The 23,575-nt window shown below is 63.1% G+C and carries 19 protein-coding genes; 17 read left to right on the top strand and 2 right to left on the bottom strand.

The features are described 5' to 3' along the window. The first annotated feature begins 18 nt into the window (after positions 1 to 18). From HF916_RS28550 to HF916_RS28485, 14 genes are all read left to right on the top strand, one after another. Positions 19 to 897: a sensor histidine kinase gene (locus tag HF916_RS28550; RefSeq protein WP_168792273.1), complete on the top strand. Its 879-nt coding sequence runs from the start codon at positions 19 to 21 to the stop codon at positions 895 to 897. A 10-nt stretch (positions 898 to 907) separates the two neighbouring features. Continuing rightward, complete coding sequence (rqpR, locus tag HF916_RS28545) at positions 908 to 1,564, top strand: response regulator transcription factor RqpR (RefSeq protein WP_168792272.1); 657 nt, start codon at positions 908 to 910, stop codon at positions 1,562 to 1,564. Between the two features lie 302 nt (positions 1,565 to 1,866). Next, positions 1,867 to 3,258, top strand: a complete 1,392-nt coding sequence (locus tag HF916_RS28540) for an amino acid permease (protein WP_168792271.1) — start codon at positions 1,867 to 1,869, stop codon at positions 3,256 to 3,258. Between the two features lie 21 nt (positions 3,259 to 3,279). Next, positions 3,280 to 3,591 carry a hypothetical protein gene (locus HF916_RS28535; RefSeq protein WP_168792270.1) on the top strand — a complete coding sequence of 104 codons (312 nt, stop codon included), beginning with the start codon at positions 3,280 to 3,282 and terminating at the stop codon, positions 3,589 to 3,591. 368 nt (positions 3,592 to 3,959) lie between these two features. Beyond that, positions 3,960 to 4,328 carry a tlde1 domain-containing protein gene (locus tag HF916_RS28530; RefSeq protein ID WP_168792269.1) on the top strand — a complete coding sequence of 123 codons (369 nt, stop codon included), beginning with the start codon at positions 3,960 to 3,962 and terminating at the stop codon, positions 4,326 to 4,328. Continuing rightward, positions 4,325 to 4,669, top strand: coding sequence for a hypothetical protein (locus HF916_RS28525; protein ID WP_168792268.1), 345 nt, complete (start codon positions 4,325 to 4,327; stop codon positions 4,667 to 4,669). The genes HF916_RS28530 and HF916_RS28525 overlap by 4 nt, the downstream gene beginning before the upstream one ends. A gap of 1,110 nt (positions 4,670 to 5,779) precedes the next feature. Further along, complete coding sequence (locus HF916_RS28520; protein WP_168792267.1) at positions 5,780 to 6,322, top strand: (2Fe-2S)-binding protein; 543 nt, start codon at positions 5,780 to 5,782, stop codon at positions 6,320 to 6,322. A 10-nt stretch (positions 6,323 to 6,332) separates the two neighbouring features. Continuing rightward, the gene (locus tag HF916_RS28515) at positions 6,333 to 8,714 is read left to right on the top strand and encodes a xanthine dehydrogenase family protein molybdopterin-binding subunit (protein WP_168792266.1); all 2,382 of its coding nucleotides are present in this window, start codon (positions 6,333 to 6,335) and stop codon (positions 8,712 to 8,714) included. Positions 8,715 to 8,736: 22 nt separating this feature from the next. Continuing rightward, positions 8,737 to 9,534: an FAD binding domain-containing protein gene (locus HF916_RS28510; RefSeq protein WP_168792265.1), complete on the top strand. Its 798-nt coding sequence runs from the start codon at positions 8,737 to 8,739 to the stop codon at positions 9,532 to 9,534. 127 nt (positions 9,535 to 9,661) lie between these two features. Then, the gene (locus HF916_RS28505; protein ID WP_168792264.1) at positions 9,662 to 10,549 is read left to right on the top strand and encodes an AAA family ATPase; all 888 of its coding nucleotides are present in this window, start codon (positions 9,662 to 9,664) and stop codon (positions 10,547 to 10,549) included. A gap of 5 nt (positions 10,550 to 10,554) precedes the next feature. Beyond that, a complete protein-coding gene (locus tag HF916_RS28500; protein WP_240975745.1) occupies positions 10,555 to 11,934 on the top strand; it encodes a vWA domain-containing protein in 1,380 nt (459 codons plus the stop codon). Further along, on the top strand, positions 11,925 to 12,521 hold the full coding sequence (locus HF916_RS28495; RefSeq protein ID WP_168792263.1) for a CoxG family protein: 597 nt from the start codon (positions 11,925 to 11,927) through the stop codon (positions 12,519 to 12,521). The genes HF916_RS28500 and HF916_RS28495 overlap by 10 nt, the downstream gene beginning before the upstream one ends. Further along, a complete protein-coding gene (locus HF916_RS28490) occupies positions 12,494 to 13,516 on the top strand; it encodes an XdhC family protein (protein ID WP_168792262.1) in 1,023 nt (340 codons plus the stop codon). Before HF916_RS28495 ends, HF916_RS28490 begins: the two co-directional genes overlap by 28 nt. 142 nt (positions 13,517 to 13,658) lie before the next feature. After that, positions 13,659 to 15,560 (top strand): DUF3857 domain-containing transglutaminase family protein, encoded by a 1,902-nt coding sequence (locus HF916_RS28485; protein ID WP_168792261.1) that lies wholly within the window; start codon positions 13,659 to 13,661, stop codon positions 15,558 to 15,560. Positions 15,561 to 15,584: 24 nt separating this feature from the next. Here HF916_RS28485 and HF916_RS28480 read toward each other — a convergent pair whose 3' ends face one another. Continuing rightward, positions 15,585 to 16,613: a serine/threonine protein kinase gene (locus tag HF916_RS28480; protein ID WP_168792260.1), complete on the bottom strand. Its 1,029-nt coding sequence runs from the start codon at positions 16,611 to 16,613 to the stop codon at positions 15,585 to 15,587. Positions 16,614 to 16,716: 103 nt separating this feature from the next. Then, on the bottom strand, positions 16,717 to 16,929 hold the full coding sequence (locus tag HF916_RS28475) for a hypothetical protein (protein ID WP_042327325.1): 213 nt from the start codon (positions 16,927 to 16,929) through the stop codon (positions 16,717 to 16,719). A gap of 427 nt (positions 16,930 to 17,356) precedes the next feature. Between HF916_RS28475 and HF916_RS28470 the strand changes: the two genes are divergently transcribed. The 3 genes from HF916_RS28470 to HF916_RS28460 all read left to right on the top strand — a co-directional run bounded on the left by HF916_RS28470 (position 17,357) and on the right by HF916_RS28460 (position 23,467). Then, positions 17,357 to 20,539, top strand: a complete 3,183-nt coding sequence (locus HF916_RS28470; RefSeq protein ID WP_168792259.1) for an efflux RND transporter permease subunit — start codon at positions 17,357 to 17,359, stop codon at positions 20,537 to 20,539. A gap of 190 nt (positions 20,540 to 20,729) precedes the next feature. Continuing rightward, entirely contained in the window at positions 20,730 to 21,935 is a 1,206-nt protein-coding gene (locus tag HF916_RS28465; protein ID WP_168792258.1) for an efflux RND transporter periplasmic adaptor subunit, read from the top strand. Further along, entirely contained in the window at positions 21,932 to 23,467 is a 1,536-nt protein-coding gene (locus tag HF916_RS28460; RefSeq protein ID WP_168792257.1) for an efflux transporter outer membrane subunit, read from the top strand. The genes HF916_RS28465 and HF916_RS28460 overlap by 4 nt, the downstream gene beginning before the upstream one ends. The last annotated feature ends 108 nt before the right edge of the window (positions 23,468 to 23,575 follow it).

The raw sequence follows: 23,575 nt of genomic DNA, 5'->3' as shown, positions 1-23,575 counted from the left end.
TTCCTGATAGGGACAGTCATGGATACGTCGACTGTCGTCCCGTTCACCGCCCCTCTTACTTCGTCACCGGCACGTGACGGATTCGACGCGTCCACCGCGGCCGAGCCCGTTGCGCTGACTTCGCCGGCCGAACGGGAACTCGCGAGGCTGCGCGCCCGGGTGCGCGAACTCTCGGCCGAGCTGGTTCAGGCGCAGGAAGCCGCTTGCCGCCATGTGGCGCGTGAGTTGCACGATGGCGTGGGCGCCGAGTTGACGGCGACGCGTTTCGCGCTCGCCGGCGTCGAAACCTGGCTGCCCGCCGACGCGCCGCCGCAGTGCGCCGCCGCGCTCGCCGTGGCGAACCGGTCGCTCGACGCCGTGTGTGAGGCCAGCCGTCAGGCTGTCGCGGAACTGCATGCGCCGTCGCTCGAGGCCGGCATTGTCGGCGCGCTGGCGCATTGGACCGGCGACTTCGCCGCGCGCACGCAACTGCGCACGAGCTTCGTGTGTGCCGCCGACGTGCGTCTCACGCGCCTGCCCGCCGACGCCGCACTGGCCGTGTTCCGCGTCGCGCAGGAAGCCCTGAACAATATTGCCAAGCACGCGCGCGCCGAATCCGCCGACGTGCGGATCGAAACCAGCCGCCGTCACCTCACGCTGATCATCAGCGACGACGGTGTCGGCGTCACGCGAAATGCCCGCAGCCGCCTTGGCCATTTCGGCCTGAGCGGCATGCAGGCGCGTTGCGCGGCTTTCGACGGCACGCTGCGCGTGAGCGCCCGGCGCGCCGGTTCGGAGCGCGGCGAGAACAACGAGAACGGCAAGGCGTCGCGCGGCACCCTCGTTCGCGCGCGCTTTGCCTGGGACGCGATGCTGGCGCACGCGCCGCGTGCGGCCCGGCACGCGCTGCAATCGTGAGTACGCCATCATGAGTCTGCGCATTCTGCTCGCCGACGACCACGCGGTGGTTCGCCAGGGCGTCCGCCAGTTGCTGCTCGACCGCGGCGTGGCGCGCGAAGTCACCGAAGCGCAAAGCGGCGCCGAAGCGCTCGACGCCGCTGCCCGGTACGCCTACGACGTGGTGCTGCTGGACATTTCGTTGCCCGACATGAACGGCGTCGAAGTGCTTAAACGTCTGAAGCGCAAGGCGCCGCGCGCGGCCGTGCTGATGTTCTCGATGTACCGCGAGGACCAATATGCCGTGCGCGCCCTGAAGGCGGGCGCCGCCGGCTACCTGTCGAAAACCGTCGACGCCGCGCAGATGATCGGCGCGATCAAGCAGGTCGCGGCGGGCCGCAAATACGTGAGCCCGGCGATGGCCGAGGCGCTCGCCGACTACGTTTCCTTCGACGGCGAACAATTGCCGCACGAAAAGCTCTCCGACCGCGAATATCAGACGCTGTGCATGCTCGCGTCGGGCAAGCGGCTGACGGATATTGCCGTCGCGCTCTCGCTGTCGGTGAAAACGGTCAGCGTGTACCGCACCCGGCTGCTTGAGAAAATGAAGCTGCGCAATAACGCCGAACTGACGTTCTACGTGATGAGCAACCGGCTCATCGACCTGAATCCGGCGATGGCGGGCTGACGTCCCTCGACGCCCGGCGCGGCGCTACGTCGCTGTGTCGCTGAACAACTCGCCCTTGCCGAGGCTCATTTGCAAGAGAGCGATTCCCGCCTGGTTGGCCGCGCATCGAGCGAAGGCTTTGCGGCCATTGCTTGTCCGGCGGACGAAGGCGCCGCCCGAATCACGTCAGCCGGGGATTTTCGGCACTACGTATCAGCGTTAAAAAGCATGTCCCAAAATAGTGCAAGGGCATGCATCCGTTAAAATTGCGGGTTTTCCGACATTCGGCGCGCAACACGCGTGCACTACTGGAGGCCCCGCCAATGTCCCTTTTTCGCAAAAAGAGCGTCGAGCACATGATCGCCGCGAGTGCTCAGAACGCCGGCCTCAAGAAAGCGCTCGGTGCGCTCGATCTGACCTTTCTCGGTGTCGGCGCCATTATCGGCACCGGCATTTTCGTGCTGACCGGCACGGGCGCCGTGCAGGCCGGCCCGGCGCTGATGATCTCGTTCCTGATCGCGGCGATCGCCTGCGGCTTTGCCGCGCTCGCCTATGCTGAATTCGCCTCGACGATTCCGGTGGCCGGGTCGATCTACACCTATTCGTATGCGACGCTCGGCGAACTGACCGCGTGGATCATCGGCTGGGACTTGATGCTCGAGTATGGGCTTGCCACCTCCGCGGTGTCGGTGGGCTGGTCGGGTTATCTGCAATCCTTGCTGTCGGGCTTCGGCGTATCCTTGCCGGTGGCGCTGACCGCGGCGCCGGGCGCGTTGCCCGGCCATGACACGCTCTTCAACTTGCCCGCCTTTCTCGTGATGATGGCGATCACCGCGCTGTTGTCGGTCGGGGTGCGCGAGTCGGCGCGGATCAACAACGTCATGGTCGCAATCAAGGTCGTCGTGGTGTTGCTGGTGATCGGCGTGGGCGTGTTTCACGTGACGCCGGCCAACTGGCATCCGTTCATGCCGAACGGCTGGAACGGCGTGTTCGGCGCGGCGGCGGTAATGTTCTTCGCGTTCATCGGATTCGATTCGGTGTCATCCGCGGCGGAAGAGGTGAAGGATCCGAAGCGCGATCTGCCGATCGGGATCATTGCATCGCTGGGCGTTTGCGCGGTGTTGTACGTGGCGGTGGCGGCCGTGGTGACCGGCATCGTGCCGTCGGCGCAGTTCGCGAATATTTCGCACCCCGTGTCGTATGCGTTGCAGGTGGCGGGGGAAAAGTGGGTGGCGGGTTTTATCGACCTTGGCGCCGTGCTGGGCATGCTGACGGTGATTCTGGTGATGGCTTATGGCCAGACGCGCGTGATTTTCGCGATGTCGCGGGATGGGTTGTTGCCGGCGAGGCTTTCGCGGCTGCATCCGCGGTTTGCTACGCCGTTTTTTACTACTTGGCTTGTTGGGATTTTCTTTGGGTTGATTGGCGCGCTCGTGCCGTTGAATGTGTTGGCTGAGCTGATCAATATCGGTACGTTGGCCGCGTTCTCGATGGTGTCGATAGCGGTGCTGGTTTTGCGGAAGACGCATCCGGATTTGCCGAGGGCGTTTCGGTGTCCTGGCGTGCCGGTTGTGCCGGTTTTGGCGGTGGCCGCCTGTCTGTTTTTGATGGTCAATCTTCAGGTGGTTACCTGGGTCGCGTTTGTGGTTTGGTTGCTTGTTGGGATGGTTATTTATTTTGGGTATTCTCGGCGGCATTCCAAGTTGAGCATGTGATTTTTTGGCCTCTTCCTAAGCTTGCATGCCCCGTTTCATCCGGCTGATGGCGCCACGCGGCCGATGCTGTTCGAAGCGCTGGGCGTGCTGCAACCGCGCCCCGTTCTACTACTGCTTGACCGCGGCCATATCTGCAACACCACGGTAGCCGCAGTCGCTCAACGCGAGATTCCGTTCTGCATGCGCGTCGATGCGCATGACTGGAAGTGCGTCACCACGACGATGAATGCGCCGGTCGTCCTATCCGTGTGTACGTACTGGGAGCGCTCAAGCCCGTTCTCGGCGCGTGCCTTCCGCGGATCCAGTGCTGCATGGAAAATCTCACGCAGTTAACTTGCGGTGTTCAGCCAGAACCGATGTCGCATACAGCCCTCACACTCGTATCCCACACCGATCAGAAAAGCAAAGCCGCACTTTTCATCTTACGTACAACCTCGCTTGAGGAAGGCTTAAGTTAAGAGCATGGGTTCGCACCGTGCCAGTTTCGTCGGCTCGGGTTAATGCGATATTGGGGCAGGCGTGAATACGCGGTATCAGTTGATGCAGTAAGCTGTTGACGCATCGTTCGACTCGCAATTCAATCAAACGGCATATCTCAAATACTAGTGCGCATGCTGATTATTAAAAATTCCTGATTAATTCTATTTTTAAGACACCAGTGCCAGTAGCATCATCGTTTCTCTTTGAAATGAGGTTGAAAAATGCCGTGGAAGTACAGCCAAGCGACTGGCGTTATATCTCATGACGGAAATTCGTTAACGCCCGCCGCATATTCAGGGATCGGGCCAGGTAAAAATAACCCCTCTGCGCAAATGCAGGAGGGTACCGGTCCGATTCCTCGTGGCACATGGACAATTGGCCATCCGTTCACGCACCCGCACGCCGGACCTTGCACACTGCGACTCTCCCCGCAACCGAGTACAGTCACCTTCGGCCGCTCGGGTTTTCTGATTCACGGCGATAGTAGCGCCCATCCGGGTCAGGCTTCAAATGGCTGCATCATTACCGGCATGCACAACCGCCAACACATATGGGCGAGCGGCGACCACACGCTTATCGTGACGCAATGAACGCCGTCACGCGCGTTGCCGCCCTCGCGCTGGTGGCCCCTGCCCTGTGCTTCGCAGGCTCACCCCTTGGGTGCAAGAGTTGGCCAACGAGTATCGCAATCGTCTATTTGAAAAACGCGGGGATAACCGATCCGACCAGGCTGGACGAATCGAAAACCCGGGCGGTTCGTCTTACCTCGGAGAAGATCGGCAAAGATCTTTGGCGCGATGTCTATGACATCACGTTTCGCGAGCACAGCGGACGCACGATCGAGGTCATCACATCGAGCGCGGCCAGTTCGGTAGAGTGCTCGATGTCTGATCCGGTTGTGTGGGTCGTCTCGGAAAAACTCCCCAAATAGTCAAGGCCACTTACAGGTCGGCACGAGCGTCGAGAAGACGCGCGCGTCGAAACTAATCACCCGACCGGCCATCACGCGTCGTGCTTGGCCCGGCATCCCACGATGCTTACTTCGTCCGTCCAAGGTTGATTCTTGACTGGCAGCGTTGGATGTTTAGGTTTCGTTAGCGGGTTGACGCAATGTCTTCTGTCTTCGCGTTTGGGTTTGGGTTTGGGTTTGGGTTTGGGTCCAGGATTAATATCGCACAACTCGGCTTTGCGCTTGGAACGGGTTATGGACTCTTGAATGTACGAACGCAACATTGCATTCTGAATTTTAATAAATCCTATCCGATGCAAACTTCATCGCCGAGGCTTCAGAGATGAGGCAATCAGGCTTATTCAAATGGCACCACTGAAAATTGGGCGACTATCCAGATTTATAAACATTGCAAAATTAGATAAATAGCCATTTGATTTCTAATTAATATCGGTTCGAACTGAATCCCTCAAGCAAGGTTGTACGCAGGATAAAAAGTGGGGCTTTGCTTTTCTGGGTGGTCTGCGATACGCAGCATAAGAGATGCATGCGACATCGGTTCTGGCAGATCACCGCAAGGAACTGCGTGAGATTCTCCAGACAGCGCCGGATACGAGGAAGGCGCGCGCCGAGAACGGGCTTGAGCGCTTCCAGTACGTACACACCGGTAGGGCGACTGGCGCCTTTATCGTCGTGGTGACGCACTGCCAGTTACGCCCATCAGCCGCGCTCAGCCTCAGGCCGTTCCATAGCATCGAATCGATATGGGGTTGGGCCAGCGACATGAGATGCATGCGGGCCAGTAAAAGAGCTCGGCCGACAACTCGCGGCGCGCCTTGCTGAAAGCCTCGCGCCTTAAATTAAGAACATTGCCCAGCACAAGGGCAACAGGAAAAGACCGATAAGAATTCGAGGCAAAGCCAACACCCTGCCAGCGCCCCGCGCAAAAAACCCCTCATAGCGCCCCAGCCCAATTTGTGCTTTACTTTTCGGCAGCCTTATAAAAAACCGAAGCACCCCAATCGGACCCGCGAACAGGCAACGAAAGAAAAAAGCAAAAGGTCCGGTCTCACCCCATAAGGAGACAACTTCATGGCGATCAGCATCAGTCTGACGGTGAACGGCGCGCCCATCAGCGCGTCAATCGACCCTGGCACCCTGCTAGTCCAGTTCCTTCGCGATCAGCTCCGTCTCACCGGCACGCACATCGGCTGCGACACGGCCCAATGCGGCGCATGCACAGTCCACCTGAACGGACGCGCGATCAAATCCTGCAACATCCTCGCGGTGCAGGCGGAAGGCGCGGAAATCACCACCATCGAAGGGCTCGCCAAAGACGGCGCACTTCACCCCATGCAGACGGCCTTCAAACACTGCCACGGCCTGCAGTGCGGCTTCTGCACGCCCGGCATGGTGATGAGCGCGGTCTCGCTCGTCCAGCATCAACCGGATCTCACCGGCGACGACGTGCGCGCCCAACTCGACGGCAATCTGTGCCGCTGTACGGGCTATCACAACATCGTCAAAGCCGTGCTCGAAGGCGCCGAAGGCATGAAGTCCTCCGGCTCGGCCAATTCGGCCGGGAATGCCAACGCACAGGCCGACGCGCAAGCCAACGCACCGGCCACCGCCTGAGGAGCCGACGATGAACGCACCCGACACTCACCTGATTGGCGCTTCCGTCGAACGTAAGGAAGACTATCGGTTCCTGACCGGCAACGGCCAGTACACGGACGACATCGTCCTGCCCCAGCAAACCTACGCGGTATTCCTGCGCTCGCCTCACGCGCACGCGAAGATCAACAGCATCGACACCGCCGCGGCCAAACAGTCGCCCGGCGTGGTCGCGATCTTCACCGGCGCGGACATGGCGGCTGACAACGTCGGCGGCCTGCCGTGCGGCTGGCTGATTCACAGCACCGACGGCAAGCCGATGAACGAGCCGCCGCATCCGATCATCGCGCATACGAAAGTGCGTCACGTCGGCGATCAGGTCGCGCTCGTGATCGCCGATTCGATCAAGGCCGCTAAAGACGCCGCCGAATTGATCGAAGTCGACTACGACGTGCTGCCAGCCGTCGTCGACACCGCGCATGCAGCCGACGCCGGCCAACCCGCCGTGCACGACGAAGTGCCGGACAACATCTGCTACAACTGGGGCCACGGCGACAAAGCCGCCACCGACGCCGCCTTCGCCAAAGCCGCGCACGTCACCACGCTCGACATCGTCAATAACCGCCTGATCCCGAACGCGATCGAACCGCGCGCGGTCAATGCGAGCTATTCGATGCAGGACGAGAGCTACACGCTCTACGTCGCGAATCAGAATCCGCACGTAGAGCGCCTGCTGATGGCCGCATTCGTGCTGTCGTTGCCGGAATCGAAACTGCGCGTGATCGCGCCAGACGTGGGCGGCGGCTTCGGATCGAAGATTTTCCTGTACGCGGAAGACGTCGCGCTGACCTGGGCGTCGAAGAAAATCCGCCGTCCAGTGAAGTGGACCGCCGAGCGCTCGGAAGCGTTCGTCTCGGACGCGCACGGCCGCGATCACGTGACCAAGGCCGAACTGGCCATGGACGCGGACGGCAAATTCCTCGGCATGCGCATCCACACGACCGCCAACATGGGCGCGTATCTGTCCACGTTCGCGTCGAGCGTGCCGACCATTCTGTATGCCACGCTGCTCGCCGGCCAGTACACCACGCCCGCGATCTACGCGGAAGTGAAAGCGGTCTTCACCCACACCGTTCCCGTCGATGCCTATCGCGGCGCGGGCCGCCCCGAAGCGACGTACGTGGTGGAGCGGCTGGTGGAAACCGCCGCGCGCGAAATGAAGCTCGATCCGGCGGAGATTCGCCGCCGCAACTTCATCCGCGAGTTTCCGTACGCGACGCCGGTCGGCCTCACCTACGACACCGGCGACTACGAGACCATCCTCGCCCGTTCGCTCGAACTCGCGGACGTCAAAGGCTTCGAGGCGCGCAAACAGGAATCCGAAAAGAACGGCAAACTCCGAGGCCTCGGCTACTCGTGCTACATCGAGGCGTGCGGTCTCGCGCCGTCGAATATAGCGGGCGCGTTAGGCGCGCGGGCCGGCCTGTTCGAAGTCGGCCAGATTCGCGTGCATCCCACCGGCTCTGTCACCGTGTTCACGGGCTCGCATAGTCACGGCCAGGGACACGAGACGACCTTCGCGCAAGTGGTGGCCGACCGGCTCGGCATTGCGCTGGACAGCGTCGAGATCGTCCACGGCGACACCGGGCGCATTCCGTTCGGCATGGGCACGTACGGCTCGCGCTCGATCGCGGTCGGCGGCTCGGCGATCATGAAGGCGCTCGACAAGATCGAAACCAAGGCGAAGAAGATCGCCGCGCACCTGCTCGAAGCCGCGGCGGAAGACATCGAGTTCAAGGACGGCGTATTCCGCGTCGCGGGCACCGATCGCACCAAGGCGTTCGCCGACATCTCGCTCGCCGCCTACGTGCCGCACAACTATCCGCTCGACGTGCTCGAACCGGGCCTCGAAGAAAGCGCGTTCTACGATCCGACCAACTTCACTTATCCATCCGGCGCGTACATCTGCGAAATCGAAGTCGATCCGGAGACGGGCGTGTGCCGGATCCAGCAGTTCACCGCGGTCGATGATTTCGGCAACGTGATCAATCCGATGATCGTCGAAGGACAGGTGCATGGCGGTCTCGCTCAGGGCATCGGCCAGGCGATGCTGGAGCGCTGCGTGTACGACAACGAGACCGGCCAGTTGCTGTCGGGCTCGTACATGGACTACGCGATGCCGCATGCGTCCGATCTGCCGAACTTCACCGTCGAAACCGTCAAAGGCACGCCGTGCACGCACAATCCGCTCGGCGTGAAAGGCTGCGGCGAAGCGGGCGCGATCGGCTCGCCGCCGGCGGTGATCAACGCGATCCTCGACGCGCTCGCGCCGCTCGGCGTGACCGACCTGCAAATGCCGGCGACGCCGCATCGTGTGTGGTCCGCGATTCACGCGGCCAAGCAACCCCATTGAGATCCTGAGCGGAGCATTCGACATGTATTCATTCGAGTATCAACGCGCGACGGATCCCAAAGCGGCCGCCGCCAGCCTCACCGCCGACAGCGACGCCAAGTTTCTGGCCGGTGGTCAAAGCCTGCTGCCCACCATGCGGCTGCGTCTCGCCCAGCCGTCGCAACTGATCGACGTGACGCGCATTCCCGCGCTCAAGTCGATTACCGTCGACGCGAACACGGTGACGATCGGCGCCGCCGTGTGTCACGCCGATGTGGCGGATCACGCGGAACTTCGACGTGTATCGCCGGGCCTCGCGGATCTCGCCGCGCACATCGGCGATCGCCAGGTGCGCGCGCTCGGCACGATAGGCGGCTCGCTCGCCAACAACGACCCGGCCGCCTGTTATCCGGCGGCGGCTGTGGGATTGGACGCGACCATCGTCACGGATCGACGGCGCATTGCATCGAGCGACTTCTTCGTCGGCATGTATGAAACGGCGTTGGCGCCCGACGAACTGATCATCGCCGTGGAGTTTCCGGTGCCCGAGCGCGCGGCGTACGAGAAATTCCGCAACCCCGCATCGCACTTTGCGCTGGTCGGCGTGTTCGTCGCGAAGTTTGCGAGCGGTGTGCGCGTTGCGGTGACGGGCGCGGCGTCGTCGGTGTTTCGTGTGCCGGAACTGGAAAGTGCGCTATCGGCGAACTTCACGCCGGAAGCCGCCCGCGCAGTGACGGTGTCGGCCGCCGATCTGAACACCGACATGCATGCGAGCGCCGACTATCGCGCGCATCTGATTCCAGTGCTGGCCGCGCGCGCGGTGACGAAGGCGAACGCTTAGCTTTTTCTCGCTGTTCGCGGCTGATGTGATCTGTGCTCGCGCAGGTCATATCAGCCGCATTCGCTCACGTGCGTGACTGCGGCTTCGTTTCGTTGGCGTCGCTTCATTGCGCAGATTCAGGAACACCATGCAGCCCGCTTCAATCGACGACACCCTCGCTCAACTCGCCGCCCAGAGCTATTTCGCCAGCCGCGAGCTGGCCACTTCGCTGTATCTCGCGCTGCGCATGGAGCGGCCGTTGTTCGTCGAAGGCGAGCCGGGCGTCGGCAAGACGGAGCTCGCCAAGGCCGCGGCGGGCATGCTCGGCACCTCGATGTTGCGCCTGCAATGTTATGAAGGTCTCGATACGGCCAGCGCGCTCTACGAATGGGACTACCCGCGGCAGATCATGGCGCTGCGTCTCGCCGAAGCCGCCGGCGAACGTCCCGACAACGACACCTTGTATCGCGGCGAATTCCTGCTGAAGCGTCCGTTGCTGCAAGCGCTGATGCCGGATGAAAATCATCCGGGCGCGCGGCGCGTGTTGCTGATCGACGAGATCGACCGCGCCGACGAACCGTTCGAAGCCTTTCTGCTGGAACTGCTTTCCGACTTCCAGGTATCGATTCCTGAATACGGCACGGTCCGCGCGGAGCAACCCCCGCTCGTCGTGATGACCTCGAACCGGACGCGCGAAGTGCACGATGCCTTGAAGCGTCGTTGCCTGTATCAATGGATCGGTTATCCCGAGCGCGATCGCGAACTGGAGATTGTCGCCGCTCGCGCGCCGCAAACGTCGGCGGAATTGCAGCGGCGGGCGGTCGATTTCGTGCATCGGCTGCGCGGCATGGATCTGTTCAAGGCGCCCGGCATCGCCGAAACAATCGACTGGTGCCGCGCGTTGGAGGCGTTGTCGGTGACGGAGCTCGATCCGCAATCCGTGCACAACACGCTCGGCGTGCTGCTCAAGTATCAGGATGATCTGGCGCGCGTCGATGCCGCGCAAATCGCGCAGTGTCTCGCCGCGCCTGGATAGCCAGCATGACGAACTCACTGGACGCGGGCAACGACGACGCTCCGGGCGAAAGCTCGAGATTCGACGCAAGCAACCGCGACGCGTCACGCCTAAGCTCCCGCGCGGGCTTAGCCGCTAAACAAGGGGTGCCGTCCGCCACTTCTGGTGAGCCAACTTCACCGCTCGACGACACGCCTACGCTCGCCCGCAACGTCGTCCATTTCGTGCGCGTGCTGCGCGGCGCCGGTTTACCGATGTCGCCCGCGCAATCCGTCGATGCGCTCGCCGCTTTGCACTGGATCGATCTGGGCCGCCGCGACGATGTGCGCGCCGCCCTCGCCGCGTCGCTGGTGTCGGCGCCCGACGAGCGCGATCTGTTCAACGCCGCGTTCGATCTGTTCTGGCGCGATCCCGATTGGGAAGGCAAGCTGCGCGCGCTGCTTCTGCCGAAAGTCCGCGACGGCCTGCCGCCGCCCGAACGCAACAACCGTCTCGCCGACGCGCTGGCCGTGCGCGCGCCAAAGTCGCCGCATAGCAAAGCGCAGCAGGAAACCGAGCAACACGAACTGCATGCGCACGTCACCTTCAGCGCAGAAGAGCGGCTGCGTCATCGCGATTTCGACACGCTTTCCGCCGATGAATGGCGCACCTTGCGTCATCTGATTCGCGGCCAGCGTCTGCCGCTCGCCACCGAGCCGACGCGTCGTCTGAAAGCCGCTTCGCACGGCACGCATGCGGACTTGCGCGCGAGCGCCCGGCACGCGGTGCGCGCGGGCGGCGATTGGACGGTGTGGAAGTATCGCGCGGTGGTCGAACGCAAACCGCCGCTGGTGCTGCTGCTCGACATCTCCGGTTCGATGAGCAGCTATTCGCGCGCGGTGCTGTATTTCTGCCACGCGCTGTTGCAGTCGCGCGAACGCTTGCAAGTGTTTCTGTTCGGCACGCGGCTCACCAACGCGACTCGTGCGCTGCGCGAGCGCGATCCCGACGTGGCGATCGCGACGCTCACCGAGCAGGTAGTCGATTGGTCGGGCGGCACGCGGATCGGCGCGGCGCTCGCCGAATTCAACCGCCGCTGGGCGCGGCGCGTGCTGACCGGGCGGGCCACGGTGCTGCTCGTCACCGACGGCCTCGATCACGAAGCGATCCACGTGCTCGACGCCGAAATGGCCCGCCTGCACCGCTTCGCACACCGTATCGTGTGGCTCAATCCGCTGCTCCGTTTCAGCGGCTTTTCTCCGAAAGCGCGCGGCGTGCAGGCGATCCTGCCGTATGTCGACGCGCATCGTCCGGTTCATAATCTAGACAGCCTGACGGCGTTCGGCCGCGACCTCGCGCAACTCACGCGCGCGCCGCGTCGCAGTGCCGGCGTCACGGGTACCGCAGGAGCGACATCATGGAATTGACCGAAACCCATACGCTGCCCGTTTCGCAGCAGCGCACATGGGACGCGCTGAACGATACCGAGGTTCTGCGCGCCTGCATTCCGGGCTGCGAAAGCATCGACCCGGACGGCGAAAATGCCTATGTGGTGGCGCTGAGCGCCTCAGTCGGCCCGGTCAAGGCGCGCTTCAAGGGACGCATGCAACTCACCGACATCGAAGCGCCGACCTCGTACAGCATCGTGTTCGAAGGCCAGGGCGGCGCCGCGGGCTTCGCCAAGGGCAACGCGCATGTCTCGCTCGAAGCCGACGGCGAGGCCGCCACGAAGCTCAGTTACACGGCGAGCGCGCAGGTCGGCGGCAAGCTCGCGCAGATCGGCTCGCGGCTCGTCGACGGCGCGGCGCGTAAAATCGCAGGCGAATTCTTCAAACGCTTCGGCGCCCAGGTCAGCGGCGACAGTGAGGGCGCAGCGGCCCCGGACGGCGGCGAGAATGCAGCCGATGAAACGGTGCCGCACAATACAGCATCGAATGAAGCCGCGGACGGCGAGTCCGGCGGCGACGCAACGAAAAGGAAGAAATCATGGACAGCGTGGATCTCGAAGTCCTGAAGTCCAGCGCACGTTGGCTGGAAGAGGGGCATCGCGCGCTACTGGTGACGGTGGTGAAGACGTGGGGCTCGTCGCCGCGTCCCGAGGGCGCGATGCTCGCGGTGCGCGACGATGGACTCGTGGTGGGCTCGGTATCGGGCGGCTGCATCGAAGACGATCTGATCGACCGCGTGCGGCAACGCGGTATCGAACAGACGCGGCCGGAGGCGGTCAAGTACGGCATCACGGCGGAAGAAGCGCATCGCTTCGGCTTGCCTTGCGGTGGCACGATCCAGTTGGTGCTTGAACCGTTGACGCTGCAAAGCGGCATCGCAGACCTGTGCAACGCGGTGGAGAACGGACGCCTCGTGGCCCGCGAAGTGAATATGACGACGGGCGCCACGCAACTCGAAAACGCGCAGGCAACCGACGGCGTGCACTTCGACGGCGAGCGTCTGCTGACGATTCACGGCCCGCGTTACCGCATGCTGGTGATCGGCGCGGGACAGTTGTCGCGCTATCTGTGCCACATCGCGGTGGGCCTCGATTATCAGGTCACGGTGTGCGATCCGCGTGAGGAGTACACCGAAGAGTGGAACATCCCCGGCACGAGGATCGTGCGCACCATGCCCGACGACACCGTGATCGAGATGAAGCTCGACGAACGCTGCGCCGTAATCGCGCTGACGCACGACCCGAAGCTCGACGATCTCGCGCTAATGGAAGCGTTGAAAACGCCGGCGTTTTATGTCGGCGCGTTGGGTTCGCGAAGGAATAATCAGGCGCGGCGCGAACGTCTCAAGGAGTTCGATCTGAACGATGCAGAGTTGGCCCGCTTGCATGGACCGGTCGGGATTTACATTGGCAGCCGCACGCCGCCTGAAATCGCGGTGTCGATTCTCGCCGAAGTGACGGCGGCCAAGAACGGCGTTTCGCTGCCGACCTTGCTTCAGGTCGAAGGCGCCAAGGCAGCGCGCGAAATCGCGGCTTCCGGCGGGACGGCTTGTAGCGTTTGAGTTTGACGCGAACACTGCCTGCACATTACATAATTAAACGGTTTGCTCAATCGTAACGCGCGGCATCCGCTTGACATCTGCGCGGCGCAAACCGACTCTAACAGGCGATCCCGTCAACGTCACGTTCGGATACCAGCCTGCCATGCGCCTCTCTTTCCTGGTCTGTCTTGCCTCTCTCGGCTGGCTTGCCGGCATCCACGGTGCGGGCGCGAGCGTCCCGACCAGACTGGATGATCCCTACACCAACGAAGGCGAGACGCAGACCTTCACCGTCAGCGCCGACGGCTCCTTCTCGAAGCTCGATTCGATGACGCTGCACGTGAATAACGAAGCGGGCGTCGCGCGGGTCGCGCAGCAATACGTCTGGTTCAACCGCAATATGGCGGACGTGCAGATCCTCGAGGCCTACACGACCACCGCCGACGGCGTGCGTCACGACGTGCAGCCCGAGCAGATCCGCGATGTCCAGGAAGCCCGTTCGTTCGACGCGCCGATGTTCCAGGACATCCAGGAAAAGGTGATCGTGTTTCCCGCCGTCGAGCCGGGCGCGCGCGTGCATCTCACCTATCGCAAGACGCAGAAGCAGCCGATCGTGCCGGGCGAATTCAGCGACTTCACGCCGCCCGATCTCGCGCCGACGCACAACTTCCGCCTGATCTACGATCTGCCCGCCGACAAGCCGCTTTATGCCGACGCGCGCGGTTTCACCGTTGTGCAACCCGTGACGCGCGACGGCCGCACGCGTTACGAATATCGCTACGACAAGGCGCACTTTAGCCGGCTGGAACGCGGCTCCGTTGCCTACGTGTCGTATGGCGACCGGCTGATGGTCTCGACCTTCCCTGACTACGCCGCGTTCGCCGCGACCTACCGCGAATCCGCAGCGGACCCGAGCGCGCACGACACGGCCGTCATGCGTCTCGCGCAACAGCTCACCGCGCACGACCGCACGCCGCGCGACAAGGCCAAGACGCTGTACGACTGGGTGCGCCGCAACGTGCGCTACGTGGCGATCAACGTCGGACGCGGCGCCGTTGTGCCGCACAGCGCGAGCGCGGTGCTCGCGAATCGCTACGGCGATTGCAAGGATCACGTGGCGCTGTATGGCGCGCTGCTCGACGCGGCCGGCGTGCGCAACGAACCGGCCTTGATCAGCAGCGGCACGATCTACACGCTGCCGAGTGTGCCGGGCTACGGTGTCATCAATCACATCATTACGTGGCTGCCGGATTTGCAACAATACGTTGACTCGACCGCCTCGAATGTCGAATTCGGGTTTCTGCCGTCGTCCGATATGAATCGGCCGACCGTCCTCGTCGGCGAGGGTGTGCTCTCGCGCACGCCGGCCACCGCGTTCATGACGCGCAGCACCGATCTGTCGATCAAAGTCGAACCGGATGGCTCGGCGAGCTTCACGTATCGGCTGGAAGCAGCCGGCGCCTCGGCTGAACAGGCGCGCGCGATGTTGCGCACGCAGACACCCGCACAACGCGAGGAGTCGATTCAGGCCGAATTGCGCAGCGCCAATCTGCGCGGTACTGCCACGCTCGCCACCAATGACCTCAGTGTTGCCGACGGCCCGCTCGTGATCACGATGAAAGGCACGCTGGAAAGTCTCGTGGTGCCGGGCGCGGCTGCATCGATTCCGGCGTTGACGAGTCTGGCCGGCGGCTTCGAAGCAGATACGCGTTACTGGCTCGGCGAGCGTCAGCGCACGCAGCCGTTCGTCTGCCACAACCTGGCGTTGCATGAACGCGCGCGCATCGAGTTGCCCGCCAATTTCCGCGTGCTCGACATGCCGGAGGCGAAACAAACCCAGGACCGCTTCGTCGATTTCCAGTCGCAGTACACGTTCGATCCGCTCAGCAACGTCGTCACGATGACGCGCGACGGCGCCACGCATTTCGATAGCGACGTCTGCACGCCCGACGACTTCGCGCAGATGCGTCCCGCGATCGAAGCGATCGGACGCGACGTGCGTGCGGAAGTGATCGTCAGATCGACGCTGGTGGAGTCGTCGAGCGTTGCTTCGCAGGCGCCGTGAGCGCCTGCGTCAGAGCGCACTCACTCAAACGGGCCAGAGCGGCCCTTCCTGCATCGCGCCGAGTTGCTCGCGCAACTCGAGGATGCGGTCTTCCCAGTAACGTTGCGTGTTGAACCACGGAAACGCCGCGGGGAAAGCCGGATCGTCCCAGCGACGCGCGAGCCACGCCTGATAGTGAATCAGCCGCAGCGTGCGTAGCGCTTCGACCAGATAGAGTTCGCGCGGCTCGAAGTCGCAGAAGTCTTCGTAACCGGCGAGCAGATCCGCCAGCGCGCGCGACGCTTCAACACGCTCGCCCGGCAGCAACAGCCACAAATCCTGCACCGCCGGTCCCATGCGGCTGTCGTCGAAATCGACGAAGTGCGGCCCCGCGTCGGTCCACAACACATTGCTCGGATGGCAATCGCCATGCATTCGCAACATGCGGATGTCGCCGGCCCGTTCGAACGCACGCTCCACGCCTTCGAGCGCGAGGTTCACCACGGTTTCCCACGCGGTGCGCACATCGTCCGGCACGAAACGGTGCGCGAGCAGAAAGTCGCGCGGCTCGTAGCCGAAGGTGTGGATGTCGAGCGTGGGACGTTCGGCGTAATTCTGCGTCTGGCCGACGGCATGAATGCGGCCGATGAAACGCCCAAGCCACTCGAGCGTGTCGCGCCGGTCAAGGTCCGGCGCGCGGCCGCCGCGACGCTCGAAGATGGAAAAGCGGAAGCCGTCGAAGCTATGCAGCGTGCGGCCTTCGAGCGCGAGCGCGGGAACCGCCGGAATCTCAAGCGCGGTGAGACCGGCAACGAAAGCATGTTCTTCGAGAATGGCGGCGTCGCTCCAGCGCTCGGGGCGGTAGAACTTTGCGACCACGGGCGGGCCGTCTTCCACGCCCACCTGGTACACGCGGTTCTCGTAGCTGTTGAGCGGGAGCATGCGGCCGTCGGTGCGGACACCGACTGTGCTGAGCACGCTGTCGAGCGCGTCGAGCACGATTTCCGGCTTGAGCCGGGCGAAAGGCACGGCGCTGTTCGCGCTGTCCTGTGGATCGAGGATGTCGTCGTTCATGCCCGCATTGTGCGCCGCGCCGCCGTCAAAGACGAGGGCGACGGCTCACAAGCGGAACGACCCGCGGCTTACAACTTGCACACGGCTCGCACTCAAACGGCCTTCAATGCATCTGCGCGCTCGACGGTCGGACTTGCTCGCCCGTATCGATCAGGTCTTCAAGGAAAAAGGGTTCAGTATTCAGGTGCGGCGAAGCGCCGGGCTCGCCGGCATACCACGCCACCATGGCCATGTCGCCGAGAATGCGCATGACGATCCCGCGCGCGCCTTGCGGCACCGCGATATGCACCGATCGGACAATCGAACCGATTTGCATGATGTTTCCCCGTTTCTCCCATAGCCGGCTTTATAATTTCGCGCCGGTCAATGTGATGATAAAAGCGTCGCTCCGCCGATAACGTTGCGTACGCACCCAATCTGCTGCGCGTGATACGCGTGAGAGGTTCGAGTCATTGTTCCCGTTTTGCGGGGCCAAGGAAAGCGCGAACTTAAGGCTCTTTACCCCTTGTTTCGCCCTATTCCCATTACAGCGCGCTGGACCGATGATTCGGAGCGTAACGCGTCGCAACGAGATCATCATAAACCCTGCTGGGGTGAGATATCAAAAACGTGCACCAACTAGACCATTTGCTCAATCCGACCGCCGCGCCGGCCTGCCCGCATCGCCGCGGTGCGCGTCACGCTCGCCTCGTCCGCCATGTGGATGGCGCCGCCTTGCGCGGGTTTGAGCGGCTCAACTAGTCATGTGGATCGTTCGTCTCGCGCTGCGGCGCCCCTACACGTTCGTCGTCCTGGCCCTGCTATTGCTGATCGTCGGACCTTTGACGATCCTGCGCACGCCCACTGACATCTTCCCCAATATCGACATTCCGGTGCTCTCGGTGATCTGGTCGTATAACGGCCTGCCCGCCGACGAGATGGAAAAGCGCATCGTGCTCAACTACGAGCGCGGGCTGTCGACGGCGGTCAACGACATCGAGCACACCGAGTCGACCTCGCTGAACGGCATCGCGGTGGTCAAGATCTTTTTCCAGCCGCATGCGAATATCGATGAGGCGCTCGCCGAGGTCACCGCGCTGTCGCAAACGCAATTGCGCTCGCTGCCGCCCGGCATCACGCCGCCGAATATCCTGCGCTACAACGCCTCGACGGTGCCGATCCTGCGGCTCGCGCTGTCGTCCGCGTCGCTTACCGAGCAGGAGCTATTCGACTTCGGCAACAACTTCCTGAAGACGCAGCTCGCCACCGTGCCGGGCGCTTCCGCGCCGCTGCCGTATGGCGGCAAGCAGCGCCAGATCATGGTCGATATCGATTCGCGCAAACTGCAGGAGCGCAATCTGTCGCCGATGGACGTGGTCAACGCCGTCACCGCACAAAATCTGATCCTGCCCTCGGGCACCGCGAAAATCGGCTCGACCGAATACTCGGTAGAAATGAACGGCAGCCCGGATTCGCTGGCAGGCCTGAACAATATCCCGATCAAATCCACCGCCAACGGCACCGTCTATATCCGCGACGTCGCTCATGTGCGCGACGGTTTCCAGCCACAGACCAATACCGTGCGCGTGAACGGCCAGCGCGCGGCGCTCCTCACCATCAACAAGAGCGGCAACACGTCCACGCTCGAAATCGTCGACCGCATCAAGACCATGATGCCGACGCTGCGCAATCTCGTGCCCGCTTCGCTGAATATCGACCCGGTTGCCGACCAGTCGCTGTTCGTGCGTGCTTCGGTGCAAGGTGTGCTGCGCGAAGCGCTGATCGCGGCATGCCTGACCGGTCTGATGATTCTGCTGTTCCTCGGCAATTGGCGCGCCACGTTGATCATCGCCGTGTCGATTCCGCTGTCGATGATCACGTCGATCATCGCGCTCTCCCTGCTCGGCGAAACCATCAACATCATGACACTCGGCGGGCTCGCGCTCGCGGTCGGCATTCTGGTGGACGACGCGACCGTGGCGATCGAAAACATCAGCCATCAACTCGAACAGGGCAAGACACTCGAGCAGGCGATTCTCGACGGCGCGCATCAGATTGCCATTCCGACGCTGGTGTCGACCTTGTCCATCTGCATCGTCTTCGTGCCGATGTTTCTGCTGACGGGCGTCGCGCACTATCTGTTCATTCCGCTCGCCGAGGCGGTAGTGTTCGCGATGCTGGCGTCCTACTTCTTCTCACGAACGCTCGTGCCGACGCTCGCGAAATATCTGCTGCGTCATCACCATAAGCCGGCTGATCTGCATCACGCGCCGGCGCAAACGCGTAATCCGTTCATGCGCGTGCACTACGCATTCGAAGGCGGCTTCTCGCGTTTGCGCGACCGCTATCGCGTGTTTCTCGAAGCGCGCGTCGCGCGGCCGGGTCTGTTCGTGACGCTGTTTCTGGTCTGCTGTGGCGCGTCGATTTTGCTGATGCCGTTTCTGGGCCGCGACTTTTTCCCGGCGGTCGATGCCGGCACGATCGCGCTGCATCTGCGCGCGAAAACCGGCATGCGGGTCGAGGAAACCGCGGTGGTGACCGATCGTGTGGATACGCGAATCCGTCAGTTGATACCGCCGGGCGAGCTGCATTCGATCATCGACAACATCGGCTTGCCGGTCTCGGGCATCAACCTCTCGTACAGCAACACCGGCACGATCGGCACCTCGGATGCGGACGTGCTGATCACGCTCAATCCCGATCATCATCCGAGCGCCGACTATGTGCGCACACTGCGGCGCACGCTCGCCGACGAATTCCCCGGCGTGCAGTTCGCCTTCCTGCCAGCGGACATCGTCAGTCAAACGCTCAACTTCGGCATGCCGTCGCCGATCGATATTCAGATTGTCGGCCGTGACGTGGCCGGCAATCGCGTGTTCGCCGCGAATTTGCTGAATCGGCTGCGCACGGTGCCCGGTCTCGTCGATGCGCGCATCCAGCAGCCCGCCGACTTGCCGCGCATCTTTATCGATGTGGACCGCACGCGTGCGCAGCAAGCCGGCTTCTCGCAACGCGACATCGCGAGCAATCTGCTGATTACACTGTCGGGCAGCCAGCAAACCACGCCGACGTTCTGGCTCAATCCGCGCAACGGCGTGAGCTACAACGTGATCACGGAAGCGCCGCAATACACGATCGATTCGCTGCAATCGCTCGCGAACATTCCACTGAACGCGAACGGCCGCAGCAACATTCTCGGCTCGCTCGCCACCATGAGGCGCGAAGCGGGTAACGCGACGCTCACGCACTACAACGCGCAGACCACCATCGATATTTTCGGCACCGCCGACGGCCGCGATCTGGGCGGCGTGTCCGACGACATCCGCAAGATCATCGACGACGCCAAGGCCGATCTGCCCAAAACCTCGACCATCGAAGTACGCGGCCAGGTGCAGACCATGAACGATTCGTTCTCGGGCCTGTTCGCGGGTCTGGTGTTCGCGATTCTGCTGGTATATCTGCTGATCGTGGTGAATTTCCAGTCGTGGCTCGATCCGTTCATCATCATCACCGCGCTGCCGGGCGCGCTCGCGGGCATCGTGTGGATGCTTTTTCTCACGCACACCACGCTGTCGATTCCCGCGCTCACCGGCGCGATCATGTGTATCGGCATCGCCACCGCTAACTCGATTCTCGTGATCAGCTTCGCGCGCGAGCAGTTGCTCGAACACGGCGACGCCACGCGCGCGGCGATCGAAGCGGGCTTCACGCGTTTTCGTCCGGTGCTGATGACGGCGCTCGCGATGGTGATCGGCATGGTGCCGATGGCGATCGGTCTCGGCGAAGGCGGTGAGCAGAACGCGCCGCTCGGGCGCGCGGTGATCGGCGGCCTGACGATCGGCACATTGGCCACGTTGATTTTCGTGCCGGTGGTGTTTTCGATGATCTACCGGCGACTCGCGGCACGTCGCTTGCGCGCGGCTGAGCACGTGGTGGGGAAGCCGTGATGCAGAGCGCCGTCGCGATCGTGTCAGCAATTGCAGGCAACACAAGAGGCAGCGTCGACTGCCCACGCATCTTCACCGCAACTATTGCATGGGACAAGAGTACGTGCTTTGCATGGGACCAGAGTAAGCGCTTAAGCGCCAACTCTGATCGACAGCTAAAGCGCCAACTCCGGTCGACAGGGGAAGTTTGATGGAAGGAAAACGTCCAGACAGCTCCAGCGCCGCGCACGATCCGCAAAAGGTGAAACGCGCACGCTGGATCGGCATTGCGGTTGCCGTGGCGGTCATCGCGCTGGCGGCCCAAGGTATCTGGTCGCGCCACGATGCGCACGCGGCGCTCGAACGCGATGCCGAGCACACGAGTCAGACGAGCGTCGAAGTCGTGCGGCCGCAGAAGTCGACGGCCGGGCTCGATCTCGTGCTACCCGGCAACGTGCAGGCCTTTCTCGACACGCCAATTTACGCGCGCACCAACGGCTATCTGAAGAAGTGGTACGCCGACATCGGCGCGCACGTCAAAAACGGCCAGTTGCTGGCGGAGATCGACACGCCGGAAGTGGACGATCAACTGCGCGCAGCCCGCGCCGATCTCGCGAACGCCAACGCCAACTATGCGCTCGCGAAAAGCACCGCCGACCGCTGGACCGACATGCTGAAAAGCAAATCGGTCTCGAAGCAGGAAACCGACGAGAAGGTCGGCGACATGCTCGCGAAGAAAGCCACGCTCGACGCCGCGCGTTTCAACGTGGCGCGGCTCGAGAAGACGCAGTCGTTCCAGAAGGTGTATGCGCCGTTCGACGGCATCGTGACGGCGCGCAATGTCGATGTCGGCGCGCTGATCGACGCGGGTAGTTCCGGTGGCCCGGCGAAGGAACTGTTTCATGTCGCGCAGGCGGATCGGTTGCGCGTTTATGTGAATGTGCCGCAGGCTTACGCGCAGCAGGTTCGCCCGCAGCAGAACGCGTTTCTGACGCTGACCGAAACGCCGTCGAAACATTATCCGGGCACCGTGGCACGCACCGCGGGCGCCGTCGATCCGCAACAACGCACGATGCTGGTGGAGGTCGATGTCGACAATCGCAATGGCGACTTGCTGCCGGGCGCGTATGCGCAAGTGCACTTCGCGTTGGGCACGGGCGCGGCACCGTTTACGCTGCCCGGCAACGCGCTGCTGTTCCGCCCGGATGGCGTGAAAGTCGCGACTGTCGACGCGCAACACAAGGTGAAGCTATTGCCGGTGTCGTTGGGAACGGACTTCGGCACGCGTGTGGCGATCGTGTCCGGTTTGCAAGGCGATGAGCAGGTGATCCTGAATCCGCAAGACTCGATCGTCGATGGCGCGCCGGTGCGGATTGTGGCGGCGAAAGCGGGTGCGGCGACGGGTGCGTCGTCATGACCGCGCCGACATCCTGTCGCCGTTTCGTCGCGCCGCCGCTGCGACATGTCTCGCTACGCGCGTCCGCTTTGGTAATGGCGTTGGCTGGCGCGTGCGCACTCACCGCTTGCACCGTCGGCCCAGACTACGTGAAGCCAACCGTCACCGCCTCCGCAACCTACAAGGAACTCGACGGCACAGGCTGGAAACCCGCCCAACCCGCCGACACACTCACGCGCGGCGCGTGGTGGAGCGTCTACGCAGACCCGTCGCTCGACGTACTCGAACAACAGGTCGCGAGCGCGAACCAGAACGTGCAGGCCGCCGAAGCGCGCTTTCGCGCCGCCCGCGCAACGGTGGCGCAATATCGGTCGAGCTTCTTCCCGGTCGTCACCGCGAATGGCGCCTATTCGCGCGCGCGTTCGTCGGAGAACGTGCTGCACAAATCGACCGCCGGCCTCACGCTGAACGATTACCTCGTGCAAGCCGACGCGTCGTGGGAACCCGACCTGTGGGGCCGCGTGTCGCGCAGCGTCGAAGGCGCAAAAGCCGAAGCGCAGGCCAGCGCCGCCGATGCGCAAGCCGCGCTCCTGTCGATGCAGGCCGAACTCGCCACCGACTATTTCGAGCTACGCGGACTCGATCAGGAGCGTCAACTGCTCGACGACACGATCGAGGCCTACAAGCAAGCCCTCGATCTGACGCAGCACCGCTACACCGGCGGCATCGCCACGGATGCCGATGTCGCGCAGGCGCAGACGCAACTGAAGACCACCCAGGCGCAGGCACTCGACCTCGGCGTGCAGCGCGCGCAGCTCGAACACGCGATCGCGATCCTGATCGGCCAGCCGCCTTCCACGTTTTCGCTGCCGGTCGCGCCGCTCGCCGCGGTGCCGGTCGTGGCGGCGGCGGGCGTGCCGTCCGCGCTGCTCGAACGCCGCCCGGACATCGCGGCGGCGGAACGGCACGTCGCCGATATGAACGCGCAAATCGGCGTGGCGACGGCGGCGTTTTTTCCGAACCTCATTTTGTCGGTGACGGGCGGCCTCGAAGCCACCAACTACAGTCAATGGTTGCTCGCGCCGAGCCGGCTGTGGTCGTTGGGGCCGACGTTGGCGGGCACGCTGCTCGACTTCGGCGGACGCGCCTCCGTGAAGGAACAGGCCCGCGCGCATTACGACGAAAGCGTCGCGCAATACCGGCAGACGGTGCTGAGCGCCTTCGGCCAGGTTGAAGACAATCTCGCTGCGCTGCGCGTGCTCGAACAGGAAGCGACCGCGCAAGACGATGCGGTGGCCGCCGCGCAACGAGCGCTGGCGGTCGTATCGAATCGCTATAAGAACGGCGCAATCACCTATCTCGACGTGGTGGTCTCGCAAACCACCGCGCTCACCAACGAGCGCGACGCCGTGTCGATCGCGCGTCGGCGGATGGCCGCGAGCGTCGCGTTGATCAAGGCACTGGGCGGCGGTTGGGACGCATCCGCGCTGCCGACGGACGAACAGATCGTGCATCCGTCCGCACCCGCGAGTGATGCAGCCGCGCGCGGGTAGCCACGGTCCTTCGATGCCGCGAAAGGCCGTCGGGTACGCCGTCTGGTCGCGTCGCAGCGGCGGCCCGCTAAACGCCGCGCCGACTCGCGCGCCCTTTTCAGCGTATCC

The sequence above is a fragment of the Paraburkholderia aromaticivorans genome, from assembly GCF_012689525.1.
GTDB classification, from domain to species: domain Bacteria; phylum Pseudomonadota; class Gammaproteobacteria; order Burkholderiales; family Burkholderiaceae; genus Paraburkholderia; species Paraburkholderia aromaticivorans_A.
The sequence above is the reverse complement of the archived record's forward strand: the minus strand, read 5'-3'. Positions and strand labels throughout refer to the sequence as shown.